At 69.1% G+C, this 24,515-nt stretch carries 28 protein-coding genes and 1 pseudogene; 18 read left to right on the forward strand and 11 right to left on the reverse strand.

Annotated features, from left to right (window positions below; all coding sequences use genetic code 11):
• The first annotated feature begins 163 nt into the window (after positions 1-163).
• From IM632_RS03295 to IM632_RS03325, 7 genes are all read left to right on the forward strand, one after another.
• Positions 164-376 carry a BrnA antitoxin family protein gene (locus IM632_RS03295; protein WP_296480513.1) on the forward strand — a complete coding sequence of 71 codons (213 nt, stop codon included), beginning with the start codon at positions 164-166 and terminating at the stop codon, positions 374-376.
• 58 nt (positions 377-434) lie between these two features.
• Positions 435-1,241, forward strand: a complete 807-nt coding sequence (locus IM632_RS03300) for a hypothetical protein (protein WP_296480515.1) — start codon at positions 435-437, stop codon at positions 1,239-1,241.
• Positions 1,242-1,395: 154 nt separating this feature from the next.
• Complete coding sequence (rpmI, locus tag IM632_RS03305) at positions 1,396-1,596, forward strand: 50S ribosomal protein L35 (RefSeq protein ID WP_110449249.1); 201 nt, start codon at positions 1,396-1,398, stop codon at positions 1,594-1,596.
• A gap of 16 nt (positions 1,597-1,612) precedes the next feature.
• Positions 1,613-1,969 (forward strand): 50S ribosomal protein L20, encoded by a 357-nt coding sequence (rplT, locus tag IM632_RS03310; protein WP_110449248.1) that lies wholly within the window; start codon positions 1,613-1,615, stop codon positions 1,967-1,969.
• A 121-nt stretch (positions 1,970-2,090) separates the two neighbouring features.
• Positions 2,091-3,200 carry a phenylalanine--tRNA ligase subunit alpha gene (gene pheS / locus IM632_RS03315; RefSeq protein ID WP_296498129.1) on the forward strand — a complete coding sequence of 370 codons (1,110 nt, stop codon included), beginning with the start codon at positions 2,091-2,093 and terminating at the stop codon, positions 3,198-3,200.
• Between the two features lie 10 nt (positions 3,201-3,210).
• Entirely contained in the window at positions 3,211-5,583 is a 2,373-nt protein-coding gene (gene pheT, locus IM632_RS03320) for a phenylalanine--tRNA ligase subunit beta (protein WP_296518062.1), read from the forward strand.
• Positions 5,584-5,774: 191 nt separating this feature from the next.
• Positions 5,775-7,277, forward strand: coding sequence for an NAD(P)/FAD-dependent oxidoreductase (locus IM632_RS03325; RefSeq protein ID WP_296481614.1), 1,503 nt, complete (start codon positions 5,775-5,777; stop codon positions 7,275-7,277).
• An 18-nt stretch (positions 7,278-7,295) separates the two neighbouring features.
• Here the strand turns inward: IM632_RS03325 and IM632_RS03330 are convergent, their stop codons facing one another.
• Entirely contained in the window at positions 7,296-7,508 is a 213-nt protein-coding gene (locus IM632_RS03330) for a hypothetical protein (protein ID WP_296481612.1), read from the reverse strand.
• An 83-nt stretch (positions 7,509-7,591) separates the two neighbouring features.
• Between IM632_RS03330 and IM632_RS03335 the strand changes: the two genes are divergently transcribed.
• The gene (locus IM632_RS03335; protein WP_296481610.1) at positions 7,592-8,908 is read left to right on the forward strand and encodes a tetratricopeptide repeat protein; all 1,317 of its coding nucleotides are present in this window, start codon (positions 7,592-7,594) and stop codon (positions 8,906-8,908) included.
• Here IM632_RS03335 and IM632_RS03340 read toward each other — a convergent pair.
• Together IM632_RS03340 and IM632_RS03345 are read right to left on the reverse strand one after the other, a co-directional pair.
• Positions 8,898-10,430, reverse strand: coding sequence for an acetyl-CoA acetyltransferase (locus IM632_RS03340; protein WP_296481608.1), 1,533 nt, complete (start codon positions 10,428-10,430; stop codon positions 8,898-8,900). The two genes, IM632_RS03335 and IM632_RS03340, sit on opposite strands and share 11 nt — an antisense overlap.
• Positions 10,431-10,470: 40 nt before the next feature.
• On the reverse strand, positions 10,471-11,091 hold the full coding sequence (locus IM632_RS03345; RefSeq protein ID WP_296481605.1) for a TlpA disulfide reductase family protein: 621 nt from the start codon (positions 11,089-11,091) through the stop codon (positions 10,471-10,473).
• 1 nt (position 11,092) lies between these two features.
• Between IM632_RS03345 and argH the strand changes: the two genes are divergently transcribed.
• From argH to lysA, 3 genes are read left to right on the forward strand one after another with little or no spacing between them, the layout of a single operon-like run.
• On the forward strand, positions 11,093-12,514 hold the full coding sequence (gene argH / locus IM632_RS03350; RefSeq protein WP_296481618.1) for an argininosuccinate lyase: 1,422 nt from the start codon (positions 11,093-11,095) through the stop codon (positions 12,512-12,514).
• Positions 12,511-12,756 carry a hypothetical protein gene (locus tag IM632_RS03355; protein ID WP_296481600.1) on the forward strand — a complete coding sequence of 82 codons (246 nt, stop codon included), beginning with the start codon at positions 12,511-12,513 and terminating at the stop codon, positions 12,754-12,756. The genes argH and IM632_RS03355 overlap by 4 nt, the downstream gene beginning before the upstream one ends.
• Positions 12,753-14,039, forward strand: coding sequence for a diaminopimelate decarboxylase (gene lysA, locus IM632_RS03360; RefSeq protein WP_296481596.1), 1,287 nt, complete (start codon positions 12,753-12,755; stop codon positions 14,037-14,039). The genes IM632_RS03355 and lysA overlap by 4 nt, the downstream gene beginning before the upstream one ends.
• On the opposite strand, the gene IM632_RS03365 is transcribed toward lysA, so the two are convergent.
• From IM632_RS03365 to IM632_RS14475, 3 genes and pseudogenes are all read right to left on the reverse strand, one after another.
• A complete protein-coding gene (locus IM632_RS03365; RefSeq protein WP_296481593.1) occupies positions 14,036-14,572 on the reverse strand; it encodes a phosphoribosyltransferase family protein in 537 nt (178 codons plus the stop codon). The two genes, lysA and IM632_RS03365, sit on opposite strands and share 4 nt — an antisense overlap.
• Positions 14,565-15,086, reverse strand: a complete 522-nt coding sequence (locus tag IM632_RS03370) for a DUF3426 domain-containing protein (RefSeq protein ID WP_296499193.1) — start codon at positions 15,084-15,086, stop codon at positions 14,565-14,567. Before IM632_RS03370 ends, IM632_RS03365 begins: the two co-directional genes overlap by 8 nt.
• A 177-nt stretch (positions 15,087-15,263) precedes the next feature.
• A pseudogene (locus tag IM632_RS14475) lies at positions 15,264-15,362 on the reverse strand (MJ0042-type zinc finger domain-containing protein); the annotation flags it as partial.
• 188 nt (positions 15,363-15,550) lie between these two features.
• Between IM632_RS14475 and IM632_RS03375 the strand changes: the two are divergent.
• From IM632_RS03375 to IM632_RS03390, 4 genes are read left to right on the forward strand one after another with little or no spacing between them, the layout of a single operon-like run.
• Complete coding sequence (locus tag IM632_RS03375; protein ID WP_296479808.1) at positions 15,551-16,246, forward strand: ATP-binding cassette domain-containing protein; 696 nt, start codon at positions 15,551-15,553, stop codon at positions 16,244-16,246.
• On the forward strand, positions 16,243-17,082 hold the full coding sequence (locus tag IM632_RS03380) for a hypothetical protein (RefSeq protein WP_296479807.1): 840 nt from the start codon (positions 16,243-16,245) through the stop codon (positions 17,080-17,082). Before IM632_RS03375 ends, IM632_RS03380 begins: the two co-directional genes overlap by 4 nt.
• Entirely contained in the window at positions 17,079-17,696 is a 618-nt protein-coding gene (locus IM632_RS03385) for a YdcF family protein (protein ID WP_296479806.1), read from the forward strand. Before IM632_RS03380 ends, IM632_RS03385 begins: the two co-directional genes overlap by 4 nt.
• Positions 17,693-18,409: a lysophospholipid acyltransferase family protein gene (locus IM632_RS03390; RefSeq protein WP_296479805.1), complete on the forward strand. Its 717-nt coding sequence runs from the start codon at positions 17,693-17,695 to the stop codon at positions 18,407-18,409. Before IM632_RS03385 ends, IM632_RS03390 begins: the two co-directional genes overlap by 4 nt.
• A gap of 157 nt (positions 18,410-18,566) precedes the next feature.
• Here IM632_RS03390 and IM632_RS03395 read toward each other — a convergent pair whose 3' ends face one another.
• Positions 18,567-19,868, reverse strand: a complete 1,302-nt coding sequence (locus IM632_RS03395; protein ID WP_296479804.1) for an MFS transporter — start codon at positions 19,866-19,868, stop codon at positions 18,567-18,569.
• Positions 19,869-19,977: 109 nt separating this feature from the next.
• Between IM632_RS03395 and motA the strand changes: the two genes are divergently transcribed.
• Positions 19,978-20,847, forward strand: a complete 870-nt coding sequence (gene motA, locus IM632_RS03400; RefSeq protein ID WP_296479803.1) for a flagellar motor stator protein MotA — start codon at positions 19,978-19,980, stop codon at positions 20,845-20,847.
• Positions 20,848-20,851: 4 nt separating this feature from the next.
• On the opposite strand, the gene IM632_RS03405 is transcribed toward motA, so the two are convergent.
• Both IM632_RS03405 and purE read right to left on the reverse strand, forming a co-directional pair.
• Positions 20,852-21,931, reverse strand: a complete 1,080-nt coding sequence (locus tag IM632_RS03405) for a 5-(carboxyamino)imidazole ribonucleotide synthase (protein WP_296479802.1) — start codon at positions 21,929-21,931, stop codon at positions 20,852-20,854.
• A gap of 7 nt (positions 21,932-21,938) precedes the next feature.
• Positions 21,939-22,433, reverse strand: a complete 495-nt coding sequence (gene purE / locus IM632_RS03410; RefSeq protein ID WP_296479801.1) for a 5-(carboxyamino)imidazole ribonucleotide mutase — start codon at positions 22,431-22,433, stop codon at positions 21,939-21,941.
• Positions 22,434-22,541: 108 nt separating this feature from the next.
• Here purE and IM632_RS03415 point away from each other — a divergent pair, with 108 nt between their 5' ends.
• A complete protein-coding gene (locus IM632_RS03415; protein WP_296479800.1) occupies positions 22,542-23,264 on the forward strand; it encodes a GGDEF domain-containing protein in 723 nt (240 codons plus the stop codon).
• Positions 23,265-23,286: 22 nt separating this feature from the next.
• Here the strand turns inward: IM632_RS03415 and IM632_RS03420 are convergent, their stop codons facing one another.
• On the reverse strand, positions 23,287-23,505 hold the full coding sequence (locus IM632_RS03420) for a DUF465 domain-containing protein (protein ID WP_296479799.1): 219 nt from the start codon (positions 23,503-23,505) through the stop codon (positions 23,287-23,289).
• 186 nt (positions 23,506-23,691) lie between these two features.
• On the opposite strand from IM632_RS03420, the gene IM632_RS03425 reads away from it, so the two are divergent.
• Positions 23,692-23,874, forward strand: a complete 183-nt coding sequence (locus IM632_RS03425; protein ID WP_293525469.1) for a DUF465 domain-containing protein — start codon at positions 23,692-23,694, stop codon at positions 23,872-23,874.
• An 8-nt stretch (positions 23,875-23,882) separates the two neighbouring features.
• Here the strand turns inward: IM632_RS03425 and IM632_RS03430 are convergent, their stop codons facing one another.
• Positions 23,883-24,515: a cell cycle transcriptional regulator TrcR gene (locus IM632_RS03430; protein ID WP_296479798.1), complete on the reverse strand. Its 633-nt coding sequence runs from the start codon at positions 24,513-24,515 to the stop codon at positions 23,883-23,885.

A 24,515-nucleotide genomic window follows, 5' to 3' on the forward strand; every position in this document is an offset into this window, starting at 1 on the left:
CCTCCCCCTCAAGAGGTGGAGGAATTATGGAGCCAATTGCTCCCCCTCCCAGGGGGAGCTCCGCGCGAAGCGCGGTGAGGGGGTGCTGCGGCGACTCAGAAAACCCCCTCCGGCCCGCTGCGCGGGCCACCTCCCCCTCAAGAGGTGGAGGAATTAGGGCGTTGTGGCCGAGGCCGCCGTCAGGCTCGAGGCCCTTCCCGAAGGCCTGCAGCGAAAGCTCCGCGGGCGCCCGAGAGCGGCGGTCACCAAGCAGCGGACCACGCTCCGACTTTCACGCGAAATCCTCGAACATTTCCGGGCCACGGGCCCCGGCTGGCAGACCCGGATCGACCACGCGCTGATGGACTGGCTGGAGGGTCGGGGGCGTCTGGGTTGACGTCGGTTCTGGCTTCTGGGAATGAACCAGCAGCCTGAAGAACTGACGGTGAAGAGCCATGCCGCTAACTGCTGAGCAGTCCGCCTTGCTCGCAGCCATCGAGCAGACGCTCTGGAACGATCCCCGGATCGACGGCCTTTGGCTTTCAGGCAGCCTTGGGCAGGGCGGCGGCGACGGCTACAGCGACGTTGACGTCATCGCGCGCGTTGGCGATCCACCGGCAAGCCGGATCGGGCGGGAGTATGCCGAGCGGGCTGGCGAGATCGTCCCTGTCGTACTGGTCAACCTTCTGTTCGGCGACCGTGTCCTTAACGTCGTTACCCGGACATGGGAGAGGTTTGACATCCTCTTTGTCGAGCCGCCAGAACTGCAGATGTACGACGCCGCCCGGCTGACCCAGATCTTCAACCGCGGAGCCTCCGGACCTCCGATGCAGGTTCGGTTTGCCTATCAGCCGTCGCCTGAGACGATCCTCAAGATCGTTAATGAGTTCCTGCGGGTCCTCGGGCTCTTCCCGGTCGCCGTGGGTCGCGGGGAGTGGCTGTTGGCGCAGGCTGGCATGGAACTCCTTCGGCGCCTGACAATCGACCTGATGCTTGAGGAGAATCGCCTCTCTACCGCTGATCGCGGAGGCGCCCTGCATCTCAACACGCTCCTGACCACCGAACAGCGTCAGGCACTCGAGGGCCTCCCTGCCGTCACTGCCGACCGGGACAGCGCCTTTGCCGGCAATCGGGCCGTGGCGGCTCTGTTCCTGCCCCGAGCACGGCGACTTGCCGCCGAGGTGGGCGCCGCTTGGCCAGACGCATTCGAGGCGGCGACCCGGGACCAGCTCAAGCTTCGCATTGGCTTCTCGCTGCCCTGAGCGGCTTGTCCAACCCCAAAGCTGGATCCGCTGGGGCTTGCCCCGGCGACCCTTTTGGCGTACTCACCCGCCCCTTCGGAGCCGCCTGGCCAAAGGCATGCCAGGGCGGTTCATCAATACGCCAGAGGACGGGGCCGGAAGGTTCCGACGTGAAATGCCGAAACTGAAGACCAAGTCGGGGGCGAAGAAGCGCTTCAAGCTCACCGCCACCGGCAAGCTCAAGGCCGGGGTGGCGGGCAAGCGCCACCGCCTGATCAGCCACAACGCCAAGTACATCCGCCAGAACCGCGGCACGAAGGTGATGACCGAGGCAGACGCCAAGATCATCCGTATCTTCCTGCCCTACGGCCTTTGATCGGAGGACCTGACGCATGGCACGTGTAAAGAGGGGCGTCACCGCCCACGCCCGCCACAAGAAGGTTCTTGAGAAGGCCGCCGGTTTCTACGGCCGCCGCAAGAACACCATCCGCGCCGCCAAGGCCGCGGTCGACAAGGCCGGCCAGTACGCCTATCGCGACCGCAAGGTGCGCAAGCGCAGCTTCCGGTCCCTGTGGATCCAGCGGATCAACGCCGCGGCCCGCCTGGAAGGCATGACCTACGCCCGATTTATCCACGGCCTTGAACTGGCCGGGGTCCAGATGGACCGCAAGGTGCTGGCGGACATCGCCGGCAACGACCCGGTCGGCTTCAAGGCCATCGCCGACAAGGTTCGCGCCGCCCTGGCCTGACGCCCGGAGCCCCAAGGCTCTGCCGCCATCAGAAGCCCCCCGGCGCGTCCGGGGGGCTTTTTGCTTGCGCCCTCCCGTCTCCGCCCTCACGTCCCGCCCCTTTCGCCGCCGAGCAAGGCTCATGACCGACATCGCCGAACTGGAAAGCAACAACCTGGCCCGGATCGACGGGGCCGCCGACCTGGCCGCCCTGGACGAGGCGCGCGTCGCCATACTGGGCAAGTCGGGGAACGTCACCCTGCTGGCCCGCACCCTGGGCTCGGTGAGCCTGGAGGAACGCAAGGTCCTCGGCCCCCAGATCAACCAGATGCGCGACCGGCTGGCCGCCCGCATCGAGGCCCGCAAGGCCGAGCTGGAGGCCGCCGAGCTCGAGGCCCGCCTGGCCGCGGACCGGGTGGACCTGTCCCTGCCCGCCCCGCCCCGTCGCCGGGGCGGCGTGCACCCGACCATGCAGGTGATGGACGAGCTGGTCGCCGTCTTCGCCGACATGGGCTTCGGCGTCGCCGAGGGGCCGGACATCGAGACCGACTTCAACAACTTCACGGCCCTGAACTTCCCGCCCAAACACCCGGCGCGGGAGATGCACGACACCTTCTTCCTGCCGCCGGACGCCAGCGGCGAGCGGAAGGTCCTGCGCACCCACACCTCGCCGGTGCAGGTGCGGGTGATGCACAGGACGAACGAGAAGCTGCCGTCCTGGATCGCCGCCGGGCAGGAGCCGCCGATCCGCATCATCGTGCCCGGCCGGACCTTCCGCCAGGATTCCGACCAGACGCACACGCCCATGTTCCACCAGATCGAGGGCCTGGTGATCGACAAGGGCATTCACATGGGCCACCTGAAGTGGACCCTGGAGACCTTTCTCGCCCGGTTCTTCGAGACCGACCGGGTGACCACCCGCTTCCGCCCCCACCACTTCCCCTTCACCGAGCCCTCGGCCGAGATAGACGTGAAGTGCGACCGCTCCGGCGGCGAGGTCCGGATCGGCGAGGGCGAGGACTGGCTGGAGATCCTGGGCTGCGGGATGGTGCATCCCAACGTCCTGCGGAACTGCGGCCTCGATCCCGACGTCTGGCAGGGCTTCGCCTTTGGCTGCGGCGTCGATCGGCTGGGGGTGCTGAAGTACGGCATGCCCGACCTGCGCGACATGTTCGCCGCCGACGGGCGCTGGCTGGCCCACTACGGCTTCTCCGCCTTCGCCGCCCCCAATCCCGCCTCGGGCCTGAGCTAGGAGGATCGCGATGAAGTTCACCCTGTCCTGGCTCCGCGAGCACCTCGAGACCGACGCCACGGTGGCGGAGGTCGTCGAGGCCATGACCATGGCCGGCCTGGAGGTCGAGCACGTCGATGACCCCGGCGCGCGCCTGGCGGCCTTCTCGGTCGCGCGCATCGTCGAGGCCGTCCAGCACCCCAACGCCGACCGGCTCCGGGTCTGCCAGGTCGACACGGTCGATGGCCGCAAGGAGATCGTCTGCGGAGCGCCCAACGCCCGCGCCGGCCTGACAACCATCTATGCGCCCATCGGCGCCTGCATCCCGGCCAACGGTCTGGTGCTGGAGGCCCGGCCGGTGCGCGGGGTGGTCTCCAACGGCATGCTGTGCTCGGCCGCCGAGCTGGAGACCGCCGAGGAGTCGGACGGAATCCTGGAACTGGACGGCGGACTTGCGGTCGGGACCCCGGCCGCCGTCGCCCTCGGCCTGGAGGCCGTGATCGACTTCGAGGTGACCCCGAACCGCCCGGACTGGCTGGGGGTGGACGGCGTCGCCCGCGACCTGGCGGCGGCGGGCCTGGGACGGCTCAGGACCCCCGCCATCACCCCCGTGGCCGGGGGCTTCCCCTGCCCGGTGGAGATCCGGCTGGACGACAGCGGCGCCTGTCCGGCCTTCGCCGGGCGCCTGATCCGGGGCGTCCGCAATGGGCCCTCGCCAGACTGGCTGCAGAGGAAGCTCATCTCCATCGGCCTGAGGCCGATCAGCGCCCTGGTGGACATCACCAATCTGATCACCTTCGACCGGGCCCGGCCCCTGCACGTCTACGATGCGGCCAGGCTGTCCGGCGGCTGGATCGAGGCCCGGCTGGGCCGCGAGGGCGAGCGCGTGGAGGCCCTGGACGGCAAGACCTACGCCGCCGGACCCGAGACCTGCGTCATCGGCGACGCCTCGGGCGCCATCGGTCTGGGCGGGGTGATGGGCGGCGCCTCCACCGGCTGTTCGGAGACCACTACGGATGTCTTTGTCGAGAGCGCCTGGTTCGATCCCATCCGCATCGCCCAGACCGGGCGGACCCTCGGCATCGCCTCCGACGCCCAGTACCGCTTCGCCCGCGGCGTGGACCCGGAAAGTCTCCTGCCCGGCCTGGAGCTGGCCACCCGGCTGATCCTGGACATCTGCGGCGGTGAGGCCTCCGAGGCGGTGCTGGCGGGCCAGCCGCCCGCGCGGCCTGCGCCCTTCGTCTTCGACCGCGGCTATGTGGAGGCCCTGTCCGGCCTGTCCATTCCCCGGGAACGCATCGACGGCATCCTGTCGGCCCTCGGCTTCGGACTGGACGGCGAGACGGTGGCCCCGCCCTCCTGGCGACGGGACGTGGAGGGCAAGGCCGACCTGGTCGAGGAAGTGGCGCGGATCGCCGGCTATGGCGCCCTGCCCTCCACCCCCCTGCCGCCGGCGCGCCCCGCGCCCGGAGGCGTGCTGACCGTCCGCCAGTCCCGGATGCGGACCGCACGCCGGGCCCTGGCCGCCTTCGGCTATGCCGAGGCCGTGACCTGGAGCTTCATGAAGCGAGCGACCGCCGAGCGGTTTGGCGGCGGCGCGCCGGAACTGGTCCTGTCCAACCCGATCGCGTCGGACCTGGACTGCATGCGGCCCTCCATCCTGCCCAACCTGATCGAGGCCGTCGGACGCAACGCCCGGCGGGGCTATCCTGACGCCGCCCTGTTCGAGATCGGACCCATCTACCGGGGCGACCAGCCCGGCGACCAGTCGGCGGTCATCGCCGCCGTCCTGGCGCCCCACCCGGCCCGCCGCTGGGACGGCCGCAGCGAGGACGCCCTGTTCACCCTGAAGGGGGACCTCGAGGCCCTGCTGGCGGAACTGTCGGCGCCGCCCCTGCAGACGGTGCAGGGCCAGTCCGCGCCCTGGTGGAGCCCGGGACGATCGGCGCGCCTCCAGCTGGGCCCGAAGACGGTGGTTGCGGAGTTCGGCGAGATCCATCCGGCGGTCCTGAAGGTGCAGGACGTGGATGGACCGGTCCTGGCCTTCGAGCTTCACCTTGACCTCCTGCCCGAGCCCAAGCGCCGGGAGGTGAAGACCCGTCCGGCCTTCCAGCCCTCGCCGCTGATGCCGTTGTCGCGCGACTTCGCCTTCCTGCTGGCGGAGGGCGCGCCGGCGGGCGACCTGATCCGGCCGATCCTCGCCTCCGACAAGGCCCTGATCACCGAGGCCCGCATCTTCGACGTCTACCAGGGCCCCGGCGTGCCGGAGGGCTTCAAGTCCGTGGCCGTCGAGGTGCGCATCCAGCCCCGGGAGCAGACCCTGACGGACGCGGACATCGAGGCCGTCTCGGCCCGGATCGTCGCAGCGGCTGAGAAGGCGGCGGGGGCGCGCCTGAGGGGCTGATCCCCTCTCGGCTTCCCGCTGCTGTGAGGCTTATTGATCTTGATCAATGAGCGCGGTGCGTCATGGTTCGCAAAGTGCTGTCGCGTCTTCGGGTCCGGGCCTGAACCCACCCCCCGGTGAGGGTCGGGATCCGGAGGCGCCACCGCGGCGCCGGATCGATGGATAGACCGGCAGGCAGGCGAGGAGCTTCCATGAACGCAACCGAAACCCTGGACCGTGAGGCGGCGACCAAGACCGAGCACTTCGATGTCCTGATCGTCGGCGCCGGGATTTCCGGGATCGGCGGGGCCTATCACCTGAAGACCCAGACGCCGGACCTCAGCTATGTGATCCTGGAGACCCAGGAGACCTTCGGCGGCACCTGGAGCACCCACAAGTACCCGGGCATCCGCTCGGACAGCGACCTCTACACCTTCGGCTACCGCTTCAAGCCCTGGGTCAACGCCCCGATCGCCTCCGCCGAGGAGATCCTCAAGTACATGGGCGAGGTGATCGAGGAGAACGACATCGGCCGGCACATCCGCTACCGGCACAAGATTCTGAAGACCGCCTGGTCCAGCCTGGACAACACCTGGACGGTGGAAGCCCTGCGGCTCGACACGAACGAGACGGTCACCTTCACCTGCAACTTCCTGTGGATGTGCCAGGGCTACTATCGCCACGACGTCGGCTACACCCCCGAATGGGAAGGGATGGAGGACTATTCCGGCCGGATCGTGCATCCGCAGAACTGGCCCCAGGACCTCGACCTCACCGGCAAGAGGGTGCTGCTGATCGGGTCCGGCGCGACAGCGGCGACCCTGGCGCCGGCCATCGCCGGCAAGTGCGCGCACGTGACCATGCTGCAGCGCTCTCCGACCTATTTCATCCCGGGCCGCAACGCCAACGAGCTGGCCGACATCCTGCGCCAGCTGGAGATCGACGAGACCTGGATCCACGAGATCGTCCGCCGGAAGATCCTGTTCGACGGCGGCGAGTTCACCCGGCGCTCCTTCGAGGAGCCGGAGGCCGTACGGGATGAGCTGTTGGCCGGCGTCCGCGCCTTCCTCGGCGACGAGGCGGTGAAGGAGCACTTCACGCCCAAATACCGCCCCTGGAGCCAGCGGATCGCCTTCGTCCCCGACGGCGACCTCTTCAAGGCGGTGATCGACGGCCACGCCAGCGTGGTGACCGACGAGATCGACCGGTTCGTGCCGGAGGGCGTGAAGCTGAAGTCCGGCAAGGTGATCGAGGCCGATGTCGTGGTGACCGCCACGGGCTTCCACCTCAGCGTCCTGGGCGACATCGCGATGACCGTCGACGGCAAGCCGGTCGATATGTCGAAGACCGTGACCTACCGCGGCATGATGTTCACCGGCGTGCCGAACCTGGTCTGGGTGTTCGGCTATTTCCGCGCCAGCTGGACCCTGCGGGTGGACCTGCTGGGCGACTTCGTCTGCCGTCTGCTGAAGCACATGAAGACAAGGGGCGTGAAGCGGGTGACGGTCGAACTGCGGCCCGAGGACAAGGACATGCCGCTGGGCCCCTGGATGGACCCGGAGGACTTCAACCCCGGCTATCTGCAGCGCGGCGGCCACCTCCTGCCCAGGGCGGGGAACAAGCCGGAATGGCGCCATACCCAGGACTACTGGCGCGAAAAGGACGAACTGCCGAAGATCGACCTGGACGATCCGATCTTCCGCTACGGGAACTGAGCCGGGAGGGCGCCTGCCTCAGTTGAGGGTTGCGCCGCCCGTCCCCCCGGCCTGGAGGGCGGCGACGCAGGCGATGATGTCGTCCCAGTCGGCCAGGCCCTTGCGGTCGCCCATGGCGGCGAACTCCGCGGCCCTCAGCATGGCGATCACCTCGGCGTCCTCACCGTACTGAGCGATGAGGGCTTCGGCGGCGGCGCGGGTCTGTTCCGAGAAGGCGGGGCCTGCGGGCATGGCGTTCCCTTGAGGGGCGGTGCGGCAAGCTCTGGACCGCCGCGCGGCGCGTGGCAAGATCAGGACTTGAGGGGGACCCGCACATGAAGGACCGGTTCGGACTGGAGACCCGGGGCGACCCCCGGTCGGTCGAGGCCCTGGGCGAGGCCGTGGCGGCCCTCTACGCCATGCGTCCGGAGGCCATGGGCTACCTCAAGACCGCGGCGTCGGACCCGGACTGCGCCCTGGGGCGGATGCTGGGCGCCTATCTCGGCCTGATGTCCTCGGAACGCGGACCCGGGGCGGCGGGCGTGGCGCGGATGGGCGGGATCATCCCGGCGGACGCCCGGGAGGCGGCGCACCTTGCGGTGATCCGGGCCTGGGCGGCGGGGGACTGGGCGGGGGCGAGCCGGCGGCTGGACGACCTGCTCGAGGCCTGGCCCTGCGACCCGATCGCCCTGAACGCCGGCCACCAGCTGGACTTCTTCCTGGGCGATGCGGCGCGGCTGCGCAGCCGTCCGGCGAAGGCCCTGGAGGCCTGGGACCCGGCCGATCCGGCCTATCCCTACGTGTCGGGCATGCAGGCCTTCGGGCTGGAGGAACTGGGGGACTATCCGGCGGCGGAAGCGGCGGCGCATAGGGCCCTGGAGGCGGCTCCGGACGACGTCTGGGCCCAGCACGCCCTGGTTCACGCCCTGGAGATGCAGGGTCGCTCGCAGGCAGGGCTCGACCTGCTGGAGGCTCGCCGGGAGGACTGGGGCCACGACCACTTCCTGAAGGTCCACACCTCCTGGCACGCGGCCCTCTTCGCCCTGGAGACCGACGGGGCCGAACGGGCCCTGGCCCTGCACGACGCGGCGGTCTGGGACGGCGGACCCGATCCCCTGGCCATGACCCTGATCGACTCGGCGGGGCTGCTCTGGCGGCTGAAGCTGGACGGGGTGGAGGCGGGCGGGCGCTGGGACCGGCTCTCGGACGAATGGGCCCTGCGCGACGAGGGCGCCTGGTACGCCTTCAACGACCTGCACGCTGTCCTCGCCCACTGCGGCGCCGGACGGCTGGAGCGGGCCCGGACGCTCGTGGACCGGATGGCGGAGGCGGCGGCAAGCCCGGACCCGGCGGCGACCAACGCCCAGGCCCTGCGGGCGGCGGGGCTGTCGGCGGCCCGGGGCGTGCTGGCCTTCGCGGAAGGGGACTTCGCGGCCAGCGTGGCCTGGCTGGCGCCAGTGCGGGGGCATCTGTCCGTGTTCGGCGGCAGCCACGCCCAGCGCGACGCCTGGCAGAGGACCCTGCTGGTCGCGGCCCTGCGCAGCGGCCAGGCGGGCTTCGCCCGGGTCCTGGTCGAGGAGCGCCTCGCCGAACGCCCCGCCAGCGTCTGGAGCCGGGCGCGCCTGTCCGAGATCGACGCCGTCAGTCGGTGAAGGTGAAGCGGTTGAAGCCCTCGGCGTCGGTCTCCAGCCGGACCCGGCGGCCGATGGGCTCGCGGGCGGCCAGCTCTGCGAAGGCGGCCTCCGAGGCTTGGTTGGCGGCGACGCGGCGGCCGTCCGGCAGGCGGGCGATGACCACGATCACGGGACCCGAGCGGGTGGTGGTGGTGGTGTAGGTCTCCACCGTCGCCTCGCCGGTCGCCGTGTCGACCTCCAGTCCGGGGACCGGGTCGTAGGGGATCCTGGCCCTACGGTCCTCGGGCCGGCTCCAGTCGGCGGGAGTCGTGGAATAGACCCCTGCAGAATACTTGGAGAGCATGCCGCCGTTGGCGCCGATGAAGCCGAAGGCCCCGGGGCGGGCGCGCAGGGCGGCGACGGCCTCGGCGATGGCGTGCATGGAGTAGTTGTTCCCCGCCCCGCCGAAATAGGGCAGGCCGCCGGTCAGGGTCAGGCCGCGCGGGTCGTCCGGGGCGATGCCCAGGCCGTCGATCATGTTGAACACGGCGATGGGGAAGCAGGAGTAGAAGTCGAAGACGGCCATGTCGTCGACGGTCCTGCCGGCGAGCTCAAGCGCCTTGCGGCCGGCGGCGATGGCGGAGGGGCTGGCCGACAGGTCGGGCCGCTCCATGATGGTCAGCTCGTTGGAGTCGCCCTGGCCGTGCAGGTAGACGAACTTGCTCTCGGGCACGCCGAGGGCGCGCGCAACGCTCACCGAGGTCAGGATGACGGCGGCGGCCTGGTTCACCTGGTCCCGGGCCACCAGCATGCGGGTGAAGGGATCGGCGACGATGCGGTTCTTGTCGCTGACCGCGACCAGTTCCTCCGCCGTCTTCTCCACGGGCGAGGCCGAGTAGGGATTGGCGGCGGCCACCCGGGTGAAGGGGGCGAAGAGCTCGCCCATCCTGCGGGCGTAGGTGGGCCGGTCGAGGCCCAGCCGCGCCCGGCGGGCGTTCTCGAACAGGGCGTAGGCGGGAATGGCGCCGGTGATCCTGTGCTTGAGGATCGAGGGCGTGAACATGCCCTCAAGGCCGTAGCCGCGGTCCTCCAGGGAGCCCTCGACGGTCTCGGACCAGTCGGGGGTCTGACCCTTCGCGTTGAGGGTCAGGACGGTGGACATGGCCTCGGAGCCGACAAGCAGGACCGCCCTGGCCTCGCCGCGGGAGATGGCCTCGCAGAACTCGCCGACCAGGCGCTGGGGACCCTGGCCCCCTGTGATCTCGAGGATGGCGCGGGCCGGGTCGGCGCCGATCCGCTTCGCCACCGAACGGGGGAAGTTGTTGGAGGCGCCGAAGGGCGGCCTGGCGCCGGGCGAGGAGATCTCGAACTGGCGGATGGCGGCGATGACGTCCAGGGCGGCGGCGAGGTCTCCGGACGCGCCGGCGTCGGCCAGGGCCGCCCGGGCGGCCGCTCCGGCGAGATCGGCCGGAGAGAGGGCCTGATAGTCCGGATCCGTCGGCCTTTCGGCCGCCTGTCCCACCCCGATCAGCACCGGCGTGCGGTCTTCCTGCGAAGTCATCGGCGGTTCCTCCCGCGGCCGTTCGGCGGCCGGACTCTTGTTATTCCTCTTCGAGGAGACGGTCGATCACGGCAAGAGCGTCCTTGCCGCCCCAGTCCGCCTCGCCCAGCATCCGCGCGCGCTCGACGCCGTCGCGACCGTAGATCAGGGTGGTCGGCATGGCCGCTGTGGGCGGTTTCAGGGCGAAGGGAAGACTCGCCTTGGGGTCCCAGTAGAATTCGAGCGGGCCGTTCTTGGCGATAAAGGCCCGGGCCTTCTCGCCATCCTTCTCGCGATCGATGGAGACCGCGAGCACGACGACGTCGCGATCCTTCCGGGCCTCTGCGAGGCGGGCCAGGGTGGGCATTTCGAGGATGCAGGGGGCGCACCAGGTGGCCCAGAGATTCACCACCACCACCTTGCCGCGGAAGTCGCCGATCCGAACGGGATCGCCCGAGGCGTCCTGAAAGCTGTTGACCGGGGCCGGCATGGCCTCCGCAGGCAGGATCAGGCGGGACATCTCGCCCCGCGTCAGGTCGTCAAGCCCCCCTTTCGCCCGGGGGGTTATGGAAGATTGGGCGATGATGTAGAGAACCCCGGCGGCGCCGACCAGGGCGGCGCCCCAGAGAGCAAGCTTCAGCAAGCTGATCCTGGGAGATCCGGCTTCCTTATCCTGGCTCATGATGACCGCAGACTCCGCAGAAGATCCGAACGCCGCCTCCGAGGGAGGACAGGCCATGTGGGGCGGCCGGTTCGCGACCCGTCCGGCCGACCTGATGCAGGCGATCAACGTCTCCATCGGGTTCGACAGGCGGCTCGCCGACCAGGATCTGGCCGGCTCCCGCGCCCACGCGGCGATGTTGCGCATGCAGGGCGTGATTACAAGTGAGGACGAGGCGGCCATCCAATCGGGGCTGGAAACCATCGCCGCGGAGATCCGGGACGGAACCTTCCCCTTCCGGGAAGAGTTCGAGGACATCCACATGAATGTGGAGGCCCGGCTGCGCGAGCTCATCGGGCCGGCGGCGGGACGACTGCACACCGCCCGCAGCCGGAACGACCAGGTGGCCGTGGATTTCCGCCTGTGGGTGCGGGACGCCTGCGACCGGACGGTCGACCAGCTGAAGCGCCTCCAGGCCGCCCTGCTGGACCGGGCCGAGCAGCACGCCGAGACGCTGATGCCGGGCTTCACCCACCTCCAGCCCGCCCAGCCGGTGACCTTCGGACACCACCTGATGGCCTATGTGGAGATGTTCGGCCGCGACGCCGGGCGCTTCGCCGACGCCCGCAGCCGGATGAACGAGTGCCCCCTGGGCGCCGCCGCTCTGGCAGGTTCGCCCTTCCCGATCGACCGGGAGGCCACTGCCCGGGCCCTGGGCTTCGACCGGCCGACGGCCAACTCGCTGGACAGCGTCTCGGACCGCGACTTCGCCCTTGAGGCCCTGGCCGCCGCCACCCTGTGCGGCGTGCACCTGTCGCGCCTTGCGGAGGAGCTGGTGATCTGGACGACGCCCCAGTTCGGCTTCGTGCGCCTGTCCGACGCCTTCTCCACCGGCTCGTCCATCATGCCGCAGAAGCGCAATCCCGACGCCGCCGAGCTGGTCCGGGCCAAGATCGGCCGGCTGATGGGGTCCTTCACCCAGCTGACCCTGGTCATGAAGGGCCTGCCGCTCGCCTATTCGAAGGACATGCAGGAGGACAAGGTCCCGACCTTCGAGGCCTTCGACGCCCTGGAGCTGTCCCTCGCGGCCATGACCGGGATGATCCTCGACCTTGAGCCCTCCGCGGAGCGGATGGCCGCCGCCGCAGGCGCCGGCTTCTCCACCGCCACGGACCTTGCCGACTGGCTGGTCCGGACCCTGGACATGCCTTTCCGGGACGCCCACCACGTGACCGGCGCCGCCGTGAAGCGGGCAGAGGCCCTGGGGGTCGACCTTCCCGGCCTGCCTCTCGCCGAGCTCCAGGCCCTGTGCCAGGGGATCACCCCGGCGGTCTTCGACGTCCTGACTCCGGCCGCCTCGGCCGGCAGCCGGCGCAGCTTCGGCGGCACAGCGCCCGATCAGGTCCGCCTGCAAGCCGCCCGCTGGCGGGAGCGCCTTTCATGAAGACACGACCCCTTCTCCTGGTGGGACTGATCCTGACCCTGCCCACAGTCTCAGCCTGCGGAACGCTGGGCCGCCTGGAACGCCCCGAGGCCCGACCCGGCGAGGCCCGCGATATCGACGCCGGCTCCGAGCCCGGCCGCACCCTGCGCACCGCCGACCCGCGGGACCGCAACGCCGAGCCCCTTCCGCCCCTGGTCGCCCCTGCGGCGGCGCCCAAGGACGAGGACCCGCCCAGGCGATGAACCATTTCGAGCTCCGGGACGGCGAGATGTTCTGCGAGGACGTCCCGCTTTTGAAGGTCGCCGAGGCGGTTGGCACCCCGGTCTATGTCTATTCCTCAGCCACCCTGGAACGGCACTTCACCGTCCTCCAGACGGCCCTGTCCGACGCGGGCCTCAGGGACGACGCGGGCGGACCGCCCCTGATCGCCTACGCGGTGAAGGCCAACTCCAACCTGGCGGTCCTCGCCACCCTGGCGCGGCTGGGGGCCGGCGCCGATACGGTGTCTGAGGGCGAGATCCGCAGGGCCCTCGCCGCCGGCGTCCCCCCGGAACGGATCGTCTTCTCGGGCGTCGGAAAGCAGGCCGGCGAGATCCGCTTCGCCCTGGAAACCGGCATCTCGGAGATCAACGTCGAATCCGAACCCGAGATGCGGCTGATCGCCCAGGTCGCGCAGGGGCTCGGACGACCCGCGCGGATCGCCTTCCGGGTCAACCCGGATGTGGCGGCCGGCGGTCATGCCAAGATTACGACAGGCGCCGCCGACAACAAGTTCGGGGTCTCCCTCTCGGAAGCCGAGAGGCTCTATGCCGAGGCCGCCAGTGATCCCTGGCTGTATCCCATCGGCCTGACCTGCCACATCGGCAGCCAGATCAGCCGGCTGGAGCCGATGGAGGCCGCTTTCTTGCGGATGCGGGAGCTGGTGGAGCGGCTACGCGCCCGCGGCCTGGCCGTCCATCGCCTCGACCTCGGCGGCGGCCTCGGGGTCCCCTACTTCAACCAGCCCGAGCCGCCCGCACCCGCCGCCTACGCCGCCATGATCGCCCGTGTGATGGCCGGGCTGGAGATCGGCCTGGCCTTCGAGCCGGGCCGGGTGATCGCCGCCAACGCCGGGATCCTGCTGGCCCGGGTGCTCCACATCCACGAGCGCCCTGAGGGTCGCCGCTTCGTGGTGCTGGATGCGGCCATGAACGACCTGATCCGACCGGCCATGTACGACGCCTATCATGACATCCGGCCGGTCCGGCCCCGGCCCGGCGCAGCGGCCATCGCCGACGTGGTGGGCCCGGTCTGCGAGACGGGAGACACCTTTACCCGCGACCGGATGCTCCCGCCCCTTGAGGCGGGCGACCTTGTGGCCTTCATGAGCGCGGGCGCCTACGGCGCCTCCATGTCCAGCGAGTACAACAGCCGCCTGCTGGTCCCGGAGGTTCTGGTCCGGGGCGCGGACTGGGCGGTGGTCCGGCCAAGGCCGACCTACGAAGAGATGCTGGCGCGGGAATCCCGCCCGGCCTGGCTGGACTAAGCCCCCGGAAGGGCGCCGATCCAGGGCAGGGTCCGGTAGGCGCCGGCGGCGTCCATGCCATATCCCACCAGGAATCGGTCCGGCGCGGTCCAGGCGAAGGCGTCGGGCGGGCGCCGGTCCGACCGGGGAGAGGGCTTTAGGGCGAAGACGGCGGTGAGGACCTCGGACGCGCCCGCCGCCAGCAGGAGCCTCCGGGCCGCTTCAAGGGACAGGCCAGACTCCAGAACGTCATCGACGACAAGGACCTGACGCCCTGTGACCGGACGCCGCAGGCCCGCCAGGACCGTGGTGGTTCCTGAATGCCGGGTCCGGTCGCCGTAGGCGGTGAGCCAGATCGCATCAAAGGCCAGGGGACGCCCCCTTCGCGCCAGGGCGCGGGTCAGGTCGGCCGCGAACCAGAGCCCGCCCGTCAGAAGGCAGACCACGACGGCGTCGGGCGCCAGGCGCGGCGCCAGCCGGACGGCGAGGCCGTCGACCGCATCGGCGACCTGGGACTCCGACAATAATGGCTCCGGCCCCGCGGCCTCAGTCATGGTCCGGGGCTGCGGCGTGCGGCTTCCGACCCGGCCCCTTGGCGGGCGGGGGGGTCTGGGAAACAAAGGCCAGGGCGGCGCTCGCCACCCCCGGAGGCGGGTTCTTCACGATGACCGAGAAGTAGCGGTTCTCCAGGGCCGGCAGGACATCCACGGGCCGGGACACCAGTCGGGACAGGGGCGCGCCGCTGGAGTCGACGAGAGTGATCTGGAGCGGCGCAGCGGGGGTCGCATTATCGCGCTCATTACGGATTCGTCCGGAAATCCCCAGCACCGCCTGCCCGTTCTGTACAGCGGGGGTAAGGCGCACCTGTTCGATCGCCAGACCGACCCCGTTTACCGACATGCCAGTCGCTGCATAGAGGGCCGCCGTCTTGGGCCAGAGCTGGACAATCTGGCTCCGGAAGAGGGCGCCCCCCAGGGCAAGAAGGGCCAGGAAGGCGACGAGGCCCGCCCAGATCAGATGCGGCGGCGGGCCACGCCCGCCCGCCTTCTGAGCGACTGGTGGGATCACCGGTTCCACATCAGGGAAGGCCTCTACGACCTCCGGAGGGTCAGCCGGGGGCGGCTCAGGCGGTGGCGGGGGCGGTGGGGGCGGTGGCGGCGGGGGTGGGGGTGGGGGTGGGGGTGGGCCAGCCGAGGCCCCCCGAGACGGCTCGACCTGACTGTCTTCGGGGTAGGCGATCCACTTGTGGTTGCACGAAACGCAGCGCACGTTCCGCCCCTCGGCCGGAATCGAATTCGCCTTCACAGCGTATCGTGCAGTGCAGTTCGGGCAGGTCAGGATCATGCTTCAGCGGGCCGGGCCGTCGTTCTTCGCCCCTCTTCGGAGCTGAGTGCGAAACACATATATCAGCAAGGTTAACAGATGACAGCCTGAGGGGACGTCCCGGCGACAGGCGGCCTCGGTATGCACGAGTCCGGTCAGCATGTGCTACAGTGTTCCCCTCAGACTTCATATCACCCTGCATGGATCCGTTGTCCGACCCCGACCTTTCCCAAGGGACCACCTCAGCTCTGCGTCTCAGCGGGGTGGCCGCGCCGCGCCGCGCCGGGACGAGCGGACTGGAGGGGGTGGACCTCGAGGTCGCCCAAGGCGATTTCCTTCTGGTGCATGGTGAGGCCGGGGCAGGGAAGAGCCTCCTCATGAGCCTGGCCGGACTGAACGTCAGGCCTGCGGCTGGCCGCATCGAGATTCTTGGCCTGAATCCCTGGCGTCTGGCGGCGGCAGGCCGGGCGAGGTTGAGGCGACGGATGGGACTGGTCTTCCAGGACCTCAACCTGATCGAGGGCATGACCGTCGCCGAGAACGCCGGCCTGCCGATGCGGATCGCCGGCATCCGGCCGGACACCTATCGCAGAGACGTGGCCGAGTTGCTCGACTGGATGGGACTCGGCGACAAGGCCGGCGCCTTCCCGGAGGATCTCGACCATGACCAGCGGCAGCGCCTGGCGGTGGCGCGGGCTGTGGCTGGCCGGCCAGAGGTCATCCTGGCCGATGAGCCTGTGGGCTGGATGGGCCCGGAGGCTGCAGGCCGGGTGCTTCGCCTCCTCCTGCAACTGAACCGCCAGGGGGTAACCCTGGTGATGGCGAGCCGAAACCCGGACCTTGCACCGGCGCGGAGGCGCCTGGCGCTGGTCGGGGGCCGCATATTGCCGGAGGCCGGGACATGATCCGGCGCCGCGGACTCCGTCTGGCCGTCTTGGTGATCGCCGCCGCCTTCACCGCCCTCGCCGGGCTCGTCGGTCAGGCCGGGCTGGCGGCGCTTGACCGCACCGAGGGCTGGCGGGTGCGGCTGGCGGGGGAGATGACGGTGGCCATCCGGTCTTCCGAGCCCGCCAGCGCCGACCCCGAGACCGTGCGCGCCACCGAGATATTGGCGGGTACGGAGGGCGTCTCAGAGGCGCGAGCCCTTGAACCGGCCCGGGTGGCGGCGCTGCTCGCGCCCTGGACGGCAGGGGCCCGCGGCCCGGACCTTGCGAGCCTTCCCCGCCTCATCGCTGTGGAGCTGGAGGCCCGGAACCCCGCCCGGCGGCAGGACCTCGCCGAGGCGCTGAACGCCGCAGGCATCGACGCCGTGGTGGACGACCACCAGGGCTGGCGGCGAACGGCGGCGGACTTCCGGCATAGCGCCGCCGTCGGACTGCTCGCGGCCCTTATGCTATGCGCCTCTGGACTGGCGGCCATAGGCGCCCTCGCAGCAGACCAGGATTTCACCCTGAGGCGAGCCGCGCTCCGGACCCGGGTTCAACTGGGCGATACGCCCCTGGCCTGCCTCCTGTCCGGGGTGGGGCCCGCCGCCCGGGACCTGGCGGCGGGAGCGCTGGTCGGCGGTCTGGGGGCGGCCGGCCTGGGGGCCCTGTCCGGCCTGATCACCTCCGGAATCTCAGCCGCGGACCTCATCGCCCTCGCGTGGCGGTTGGTCGCCCTTGTCGCTTCGGCGAGCCTGATCGCCATCGTCTGCGCCCTGGCCATCGCGGCGCGCCGGATTCAGGAGTTGGACCCTTGAGGATCCTGGCTGGCCTCCTCGTGATCGGGCTGATCTGGACCGCGGGCCTCTTCGCCTTCGCCGACCGGTTGAGCCGACTGACTCCCGCGCCGCTCCCGGAGGCGGCGGATGGCGTGGTGGTGCTCACGGGTCCGGGCTCGAACGCCCGGCTTGACGCAGGCATGGCGGTCCTGGAGGCGGGCCTGGCCCGCCGGCTCCTGGTCTCGGGCGTCAACCGCGAGGCGAGCCGCGAGGATATCCGCCTTGTCAGCAAGGCTGCGCGGCGGCTCTACGACTGCTGCGTGGACCTGGGTTTCACCGCCGCCGACACTCTGGGAAACGCCAGGGAAACAGCGGAATGGGCCCGCGCCATGCGGTTCCGGAGCCTGATCATCGTGACGGCGGACTTTCATATGCCCCGGGCGATGCTGGAGTTGAAGACGGCGCTGCCAGACCTGGAGCTGAGGTCCTACGCCGCCGCGACCCCGGCGCTGGACGCAAGGCGCTGGCGCGAGACCCGCAGCGGCGCCCGATTGATGATCCTTGAGTACTCGAAGTACATGGCCGTCCTGGCCCGAGAGACAATCCGCAGCCTGAAACCTGCGGGCGACGCCCCGCGCAAGGAGTCGCCTTGATCCTTTTTCGTTCCTTCCTCTTTGCAATCGTCTTTTATGTCTGGTCTGCAGTTTACGCGATCGCCCTGATCCCGGTGCTCGCCGCTCCGCGGAGCTGGCTTCTGGCCGGCATGCGGTTCTGGAGCCGCTCGGTGAACATCCTGCTTTGGGTCATCTGCAGGATCCGGGTGGAGATCCGGGGAAAGGAGCACGTACCGTCTGCGGACGTCCTGATCGCCTCCAAGCACCAGACCATGTTCGACGTCTTCGTTCAGTTCGGCGTGCTGAAGGGCGCGCTGTTCGTGCTGAAGAAGGAGCTGATGATCATCCCGATCTTCGGCTGGATCGCCTTGAGAATCGGCTCGATCGTCGTCGATCGGGATGGCCAGGCAACGGCCTTGAGAGACATGGTGCGCCGCGCCCAGGAGCAATTCCGGCTGGGCGACCGCCAGCTCGTGATCTTTCCGGAGGGAACACGAAAGACCCCCGGCGCCCCGCCCGACTACAAACCCGGCGTGGCCGGTCTCTACCGCGAGCTTGGCGTCGCGGTGCATCCGGTGGCCACCAACGCCGGTGTCCACTGGCCCGCACGCGGATTCCTGCGGCGTCCCGGCCTGATCGTCTATGAATTCCTGGAACCCATCCCACCTGGCCTGAAGCGGGCCGAGTTCATGCGCCTGCTTGAAGAGCGGATCGAGACCGCCACGAACCGGCTTCTGGCCGAGAGTCTCTAACCGTAAACACTGTGGCCGCTCCTGATCCGTCACGAGCGCCGCCGAGGAAGCGAAGACCGCAACCCCGGCGTCACGGCGCCTGGTCGCTTCGACGTCGCAGGCCGTCGTCCGCCGGGCGATCGTCGCGCGGGGTGAACCACCCGGTTTGAAATGACAGTCAGACAAGACCCCCGTCCGGATTCTCGACCTTCGCCGGACGGGGATTGGCGGCCTTGAGCTGGGGGTTGCTGTAAGCGTAGACCAGCATGGCGACCATCAGCACGGCGTTGAGCAGGAAGGGCGCTGACTGGACGTGCTGGTAGAGGACGACAAAGGCCGGGGCGAGGACAACATTGATCCCGTTCACCGCGGCAATTGCGCCGGCGGCCCGGGCCTGCTCCTCCATCCGCACGGCCAGGGACGCGCCGACTGTGAAGCCCGGACGCGCCAGTCCAAAGCCCAGACTCGAAATGGCGTAGCCGGCCACGACCCCCCAGTAATCGGGGGCGGCGGCGACGATGACGTTTCCCAAGGCGGCCACCGCCACACCCCATCTGAGGAGCTGGCGGGGCGTCATCTCGAATCTGGGGATCAGACCCCATTGAGCGAGCAGGCCCGCCATGGCGCCGAACATCATGGCGATGGCTATGAACCCCTGAGCCGCGGTGGGTGAGACGGCCAGCCTGTCAATGATCAGGAAGCCCAGAGTCTGTCCCTGGGCCGTCTGGCTGACAGCAACGATGAAGCCGTAGATGAGAAAGGGGGAGATCCGCGGATCCCGCCACATCGGGGGACCTGACGGAGTCTCTCCGAGGGAAGGGCTTCCTGCGGGTGGCGGAGGGGGACGGTAGCGGCTCTCCGGAAGCCGCCGCCAGACGATCACAAGCATGACGCCAGCCATCAGCGAGAAGCAGGCCATGGGCCCCGCGAGGCCCAGAAAGGGCAGGACGAAGAGGGGAGCGATGAAAGGGCCGATCACCGTGCCCAGGCTGAAGGCGCCGGCCAGACCCGACATGGACTTAGTCCGCTGCTCCTCGGGGGTATGCTCGGCGACATAGGCTTGGGTCGCCGGGTTCGAAGCCGCGCCGAACAGGCCGAACAGGGCCCGCGCCAGCAGGAACAGGATGAAGATCACGACGGGCGCGGCGAGGTGGTGAAGCCCGGCCGCAACCACAGCTGCGCAGAAGGCCATGGAGACCATGAAGCCCGCCAGCCCGACCATCATCAGCGGTTTGCGACCATATCGGTCCGACAGGCGCGCCCAGAGAGGCGAAGAGAAGGCCCAGAGGAGGGCGGAGAGGGAGAAGACTGCGGCCACCATGGGGTCGGGCATGCCGATGGAGCGACCGATGGCGGGCAGCACTGAGATCATGCCGGTATTGCCCATGGCCGTGACCATCGAGACCGCGAAGATGATGGCGAAGGTGGACCGCGGGAGGCCGCTCGGACTGCTGGAGGCGGAAGGGGAGTCGCTGGACATGGGAACCTGATAGGTCTGCGTCGTATCCGGCGCCACCCCGGATCATGATCACCGGACGTTAAGCATTCCGGCATTAAGCAGGGAGAAGATTCCACCGGACGCCGTTCACATGTTCCAGATCATCGGCATCGTCCTGCTCTTCGTCTGCGTCTTCGGCGTCTACATCGTTCATGGCGGCAGGATGGACGTGGTGATCGCCGCGGCCCCCTTCGAGCTGGCGACCATCTTCGGCGCCGGCATCGCAGCCCTTCTGATCGGCAACTCGCCGACCGTGATCAAGGGCGTCGCCTCGGGCATGGGCAAGATTTTCTCCGGGCCGAAGTGGAAGGCGTCGGACTACAAGGATCTCCTGTCCCTGCTGTTCCTGCTGACGAAAACCATGAAGGCCAAGGGGGTGATCGCCCTTGAAACCCACATCGAGAATCCAAAGGACTCCACCCTCTTCAACCGCTTCCCCAAGATCTTGAAGGATCACTTCGCGGTCGACTTCATCTGCGACACCCTGCGGATGATGACCATGAACCTGGAAGATCCCCACCAGGTGGAGGATGCGATGGAGAAGCAGCTCGAAAAGCACCACCATGAAGCGCTGGGCCCGGCCCACGCCCTCCAGAACATGGCGGACGCCCTTCCCGCCCTGGGGATCGTCGCCGCCGTTCTCGGAGTCATCAAGACCATGGCCTCGATCACCGAGCCGCCGGCCGTGCTTGGGGGCATGATCGGCAGCGCCCTCGTCGGCACCTTCCTCGGCGTGTTTCTCGCCTATGGGCTGATCGGCCCCTTCGCGGTCCGACTGAACGCCATCGTCGAAGAGGAGTCCGCCTTCTACAAGATCATACAGTCGGTTCTGGTCGCCCACCTTCATGGCAACGCCGCCCAGATTTCGGTTGAGATCGGGCGCGGCAATGTTCCCACCCTGACCCAGCCGACCTTCTCGGAACTGGAAGAGGCACTGCAGGGAATTCCTCCCCTGGCCTGACGCTTCATACCTTGAGCGGAAACACCCGGTTCACATGCCCCATCTTGCGGCCGGCCCTCGCTTCGCGCTTGCCATAGAGGTGAAGGCGGGCGTTCGGCTCCGCCACGATGGCTGGCCATTGCAGGACGTCTTCGCCGAGCAGGTTCTCCATCTCGACCCGCGCCCGGGCGTCGATGGCGCCGAGGGGCCAGCCGGCGATGGCCCTGATGTGCTGCTCGAACTGGTCGACCGTGGTCCCGTCCTGGGTCCAGTGACCGCTGTTGTGCACCCGGGGTGCGATCTCGTTGACCAGGAGGCCGCCGTCCTGCAGCTCAAAGAGCTCGATCCCGATCACCCCCACGTAATCCAAGGCTGCGAGGACCTTGCGAGAGATATCCTCAGCCTCCCGGGCGCGGGCGGGCTCCACCCGGGCCGGCGCTGAAGACCGGCGCAGAATCCCATCCTGATGACGGTTCTCCGCCAGGGGAAACGCCGCCATGGCGCCATCCCAGCTCCGGGCCGCGATGATGGAGAGCTCCCGCCGGAAGGCCGCAGGCGCCTCGACGATGACCGGGCGTGAGCCGAGGGACCTAAACACGCCGGCGGCGTCCTGGGCCGAGGCCGCCCAGGCCTGGCCCTTGCCGTCGTAGCCATCGCGCCGGGTCTTGATGAGCACCCGTCCCCCCAGGGCGGCGGCGGCGTCAGCCGCTTCCTGTTCCGTAGAGGCCGGCCGGAAGTCCACGGTGGGCGCCCCCGCCGCGTTGAGGAAGGTCTTTTCCTCCACCCGGTCCTGGGCCGTGGACAGGGCCCGCGGACCCGGCGCCACGCGGGCTCCGCGGGCGAGGAGGATCTCCAGCGCACTGGCCGGGACGTTCTCGAACTCTACGGTCACCACGCTGCAGACACCCGCCAGAGCCTCAAGGGCGGCAGGGTCGTCATAGTCGGCGAGAAGGTGACGGGCGCAGACGCGGGAGGCCGGGCAGTCCGGTTCAGGATCGAGCACCGCCACGTCGAAGCCCAGACGCGCGGCGGCGGCCGCCAGCATCCGGCCGAGCTGTCCCCCGCCCAGAATGCCGATGGTCGATCCGGGGGGAAGCGGCGTCACTGGGCCCTCAGTCGTCGGCGACCGTGATGGCGACCGAAGCGGTCTGGGCGTCCCGCCAGGCCGCAAGACGCTGCGCCTGCGACTCGTCGCTCAGAGACAGGATCTGGGCCGCCAGCAGGCCGGCGTTGCGCGCGCCCGCCTCGCCAATGGCCAGGGTCGCCACCGGTACCCCGGCGGGCATCTGCACAATGGACAGCAGGCTGTCCATGCCCTTCAGGGCCTTGGACTCGACCGGAACCCCGAGGACCGGAAGGTCTGTCAGGGCCGCCGTCATGCCCGGCAAGTGGGCTGCGCCGCTGGCTCCGGCGATGATGACCCTGACCCCGGCGGCCCGGGCGCCCCTGGCGAACTCGACCATCCGAAGCGGCGTCCGATGCGCCGAGATCACCCGCGCTTCCCAAGGGACGCCAAGGGCGTCGAGCATGTCGGCGGCGCCCTTCATGGTCGGCCAATCCGAGCGGCTGCCCATGATGATGGCGACAGGCGCGGCGGCAACACTCATCTGAAAGCCCCCTGGCGGCGAGGCGCGCGAGAATAGGCCCCTCTTTCCTTGGGTCAACACACCGCGCGTAAAATGTTAATCTCGGGGCTGATTCGCGGGTTCTGTCGCATGGCGCTCAAGGTCACAGGGACGAGAAACCAGCCGTTTTCCGATATCCGGAGACGTGCGCTGGCCGAGGCCGGGGCCAGGGTCGCGGGAGGCAGACCCGCGCGGCCGGATGAGACCGCCTTCCTGGGGCTTTCCGAGGCGGAACTCACCCCGGCAGTCCAGGGCGCCATCTGGACGCTTCTCACTGAGATCGATGACCTGAGGCAAGAGGTCGCGCGGTTGAAGTCTCAGCTGGGCCGGATCGAGGCCCTGGCGGATCAAGACCCCCTGGTCCCGGTCCTCAACCGCCGCGCCCTGATGAGGGAGCTCGACCGGATCCGGACCTTCAGCCATCGGTATGGCTCTCCCGCCGCCCTGCTCTATCTTGACCTGGACGACTTCAAGAACGTGAACGACAGCTTCGGTCACCCGGCGGGAGACCTCGCCTTGAGGGCCGTGGCGGAACGGCTCACGGCCCAGGCGGCCGACACGGACCTCGTGGCTCGGGTCGGGGGAGACGAGTTCGCTGTGGTTCTGACCCAGGCCAGCCTGCCGGTCGCCGAAATCCGCGCCCGCAACCTTGCTCGCAATCTCGAGTCCAACCCGATCCAGTTTGGCGAATGGACAGCGCCGATCCACGTCTCCTATGGCGTCAGCGAGATCACGCCGGACCTGGAGAGCGAGGAGATTCTCGCCCGCGCCGACGCGGACATGTACGCCCGCCGCCAGAAGCGCCGCACCTGAGGAGTCGGCGCATGTCGTCACTTCAGGCAATGATGTCGGGGGTCAGCTGATCCTTCAGCTGCTGGATCTCATCCTTGAGCGCCAGCTTCTTCCGTTTCAGTCGGCCGATCACCATCATGTCGGGTACTGGCGACAGGCCAATGGCCTGGATGGCGACCTCCAGGTCGTTATGATCCAGCTGGAGCTCCGCCAGCCGACGCCGGATTTCGGCTTCCTCGGCAGGATCTGGAGTCCGGTTCAAGCCAACCTCCGAAGGCCACGGGCAGCGGGTGGCGGCACTGACGAAGGCGTCATCTGCGCCTGCCGGGAGCTGACCATTTTCCGACCCCAAGGTTCAGGTGGGCTTCGAAAGCAAACTTATGTGATCTGACAGGCGGCGTCAGCGGGTGTTCACTGTTTCCAGTCGCATGGAAGGAGACCCTGAGTCATGTCCATTGACGCCCGCATCCGCGAACTTGACCGCCGGCACCGGTCACTTGAGACCGAGCTCCGTGACGCCATGGCGCATCCGAGCTCGACGGACAGCGCCATTCAGGCCATCAAGCGACGAAAGCTCCACATCAAGGAAGAGATCGAGCTGCTCAAGTCGCGGGCGCGTCCCGCAGCCTGACTCGCTGATCAGTCCTCGTCTTCAGCTTGTGGCCAGGGTTCGGCCGCAGTTTCGGAGGCGGGCTCCAGGGTCGGACCTTCCGGCTCGACGATGCCCTTGCGGGCGTTGTCCCGGGTGCGCTTCTCGGCGGCCTTGCGGACGATCTCGTCCAGCTCAAGTTGGGTCGACAGGCCCAGGCTCACCGGGTCCACCGCCTTGATGTTGGCCGAGTTCCAGTGCGTGCGGTTCCGCACCTGGTCGATGGTGGCCTTGGTGGTGCCGAGGAGCCGCGAGATCTGAGCGTCCGAAACCTCGGGATGATTCCGTACAAACCAGGCGATGGCGTCCGGGCGGTCCTGGCGGCGGGAGACCGGGGTATAGCGCGGCGCCTTCTTCGACGGCTTCAGGTGTTCGGCGTGACGGCTCTTCAGCGCCGTCATCCGGCGTTTCGGATCCTGCTGGGCGGCGTCGATCTCCTCGCGGGACAGCTGGCCGTTGGCGATCGGATCTGCGCCGCGGATATCGCGCGCGACCTCCCCGTCGGCAATGCCCTTCACCTCCAGGGGATGAAGACCGCAAAAATCCGCGATCTGCTCGAAGGTCAGGGAGGTGTTGTCGACCAGCCAGACAGCGGTCGCCTTCGGCATCAGAATGTCGGCCAT

The organism is Phenylobacterium sp. (genome assembly GCF_020402505.1).
Taxonomy (GTDB): Bacteria; Pseudomonadota; Alphaproteobacteria; order Caulobacterales; family Caulobacteraceae; genus Phenylobacterium.

What these genes read in the sequence shown, in the direction of transcription:
- pheS (WP_296498129.1), top strand. Translation starts at nt 2,091, where the DNA reads ATGACCGACATCGCCGAACTGGAAAGCAACAACCTGGCCCGGATCGAC.
- IM632_RS03355 (WP_296481600.1), top strand. Translation starts at nt 12,511, where the DNA reads ATGAAGACACGACCCCTTCTCCTGGTGGGACTGATCCTGACCCTGCCC.
- IM632_RS03335 (WP_296481610.1), top strand. Translation starts at nt 7,592, where the DNA reads ATGAAGGACCGGTTCGGACTGGAGACCCGGGGCGACCCCCGGTCGGTC.
- IM632_RS03395 (WP_296479804.1), bottom strand. Translation starts at nt 19,868, where the DNA reads ATGTCCAGCGACTCCCCTTCCGCCTCCAGCAGTCCGAGCGGCCTCCCG.
- IM632_RS03415 (WP_296479800.1), top strand. Translation starts at nt 22,542, where the DNA reads ATGGCGCTCAAGGTCACAGGGACGAGAAACCAGCCGTTTTCCGATATC.
- IM632_RS03425 (WP_293525469.1), top strand. Translation starts at nt 23,692, where the DNA reads ATGTCCATTGACGCCCGCATCCGCGAACTTGACCGCCGGCACCGGTCA.
- argH (WP_296481618.1), top strand. Translation starts at nt 11,093, where the DNA reads ATGACCGCAGACTCCGCAGAAGATCCGAACGCCGCCTCCGAGGGAGGA.
- motA (WP_296479803.1), top strand. Translation starts at nt 19,978, where the DNA reads ATGTTCCAGATCATCGGCATCGTCCTGCTCTTCGTCTGCGTCTTCGGC.
- IM632_RS03345 (WP_296481605.1), bottom strand. Translation starts at nt 11,091, where the DNA reads ATGAGCCAGGATAAGGAAGCCGGATCTCCCAGGATCAGCTTGCTGAAG.
- IM632_RS03300 (WP_296480515.1), top strand. Translation starts at nt 435, where the DNA reads ATGCCGCTAACTGCTGAGCAGTCCGCCTTGCTCGCAGCCATCGAGCAG.
- IM632_RS03325 (WP_296481614.1), top strand. Translation starts at nt 5,775, where the DNA reads ATGAACGCAACCGAAACCCTGGACCGTGAGGCGGCGACCAAGACCGAG.
- rplT (WP_110449248.1), top strand. Translation starts at nt 1,613, where the DNA reads ATGGCACGTGTAAAGAGGGGCGTCACCGCCCACGCCCGCCACAAGAAG.
- purE (WP_296479801.1), bottom strand. Translation starts at nt 22,433, where the DNA reads ATGAGTGTTGCCGCCGCGCCTGTCGCCATCATCATGGGCAGCCGCTCG.
- pheT (WP_296518062.1), top strand. Translation starts at nt 3,211, where the DNA reads ATGAAGTTCACCCTGTCCTGGCTCCGCGAGCACCTCGAGACCGACGCC.
- IM632_RS03340 (WP_296481608.1), bottom strand. Translation starts at nt 10,430, where the DNA reads ATGACTTCGCAGGAAGACCGCACGCCGGTGCTGATCGGGGTGGGACAG.
- IM632_RS03380 (WP_296479807.1), top strand. Translation starts at nt 16,243, where the DNA reads ATGATCCGGCGCCGCGGACTCCGTCTGGCCGTCTTGGTGATCGCCGCC.
- IM632_RS03430 (WP_296479798.1), bottom strand. Translation starts at nt 24,515, where the DNA reads ATGGCCGACATTCTGATGCCGAAGGCGACCGCTGTCTGGCTGGTCGAC.
- rpmI (WP_110449249.1), top strand. Translation starts at nt 1,396, where the DNA reads ATGCCGAAACTGAAGACCAAGTCGGGGGCGAAGAAGCGCTTCAAGCTC.
- lysA (WP_296481596.1), top strand. Translation starts at nt 12,753, where the DNA reads ATGAACCATTTCGAGCTCCGGGACGGCGAGATGTTCTGCGAGGACGTC.
- IM632_RS03365 (WP_296481593.1), bottom strand. Translation starts at nt 14,572, where the DNA reads ATGACTGAGGCCGCGGGGCCGGAGCCATTATTGTCGGAGTCCCAGGTC.
- IM632_RS03330 (WP_296481612.1), bottom strand. Translation starts at nt 7,508, where the DNA reads ATGCCCGCAGGCCCCGCCTTCTCGGAACAGACCCGCGCCGCCGCCGAA.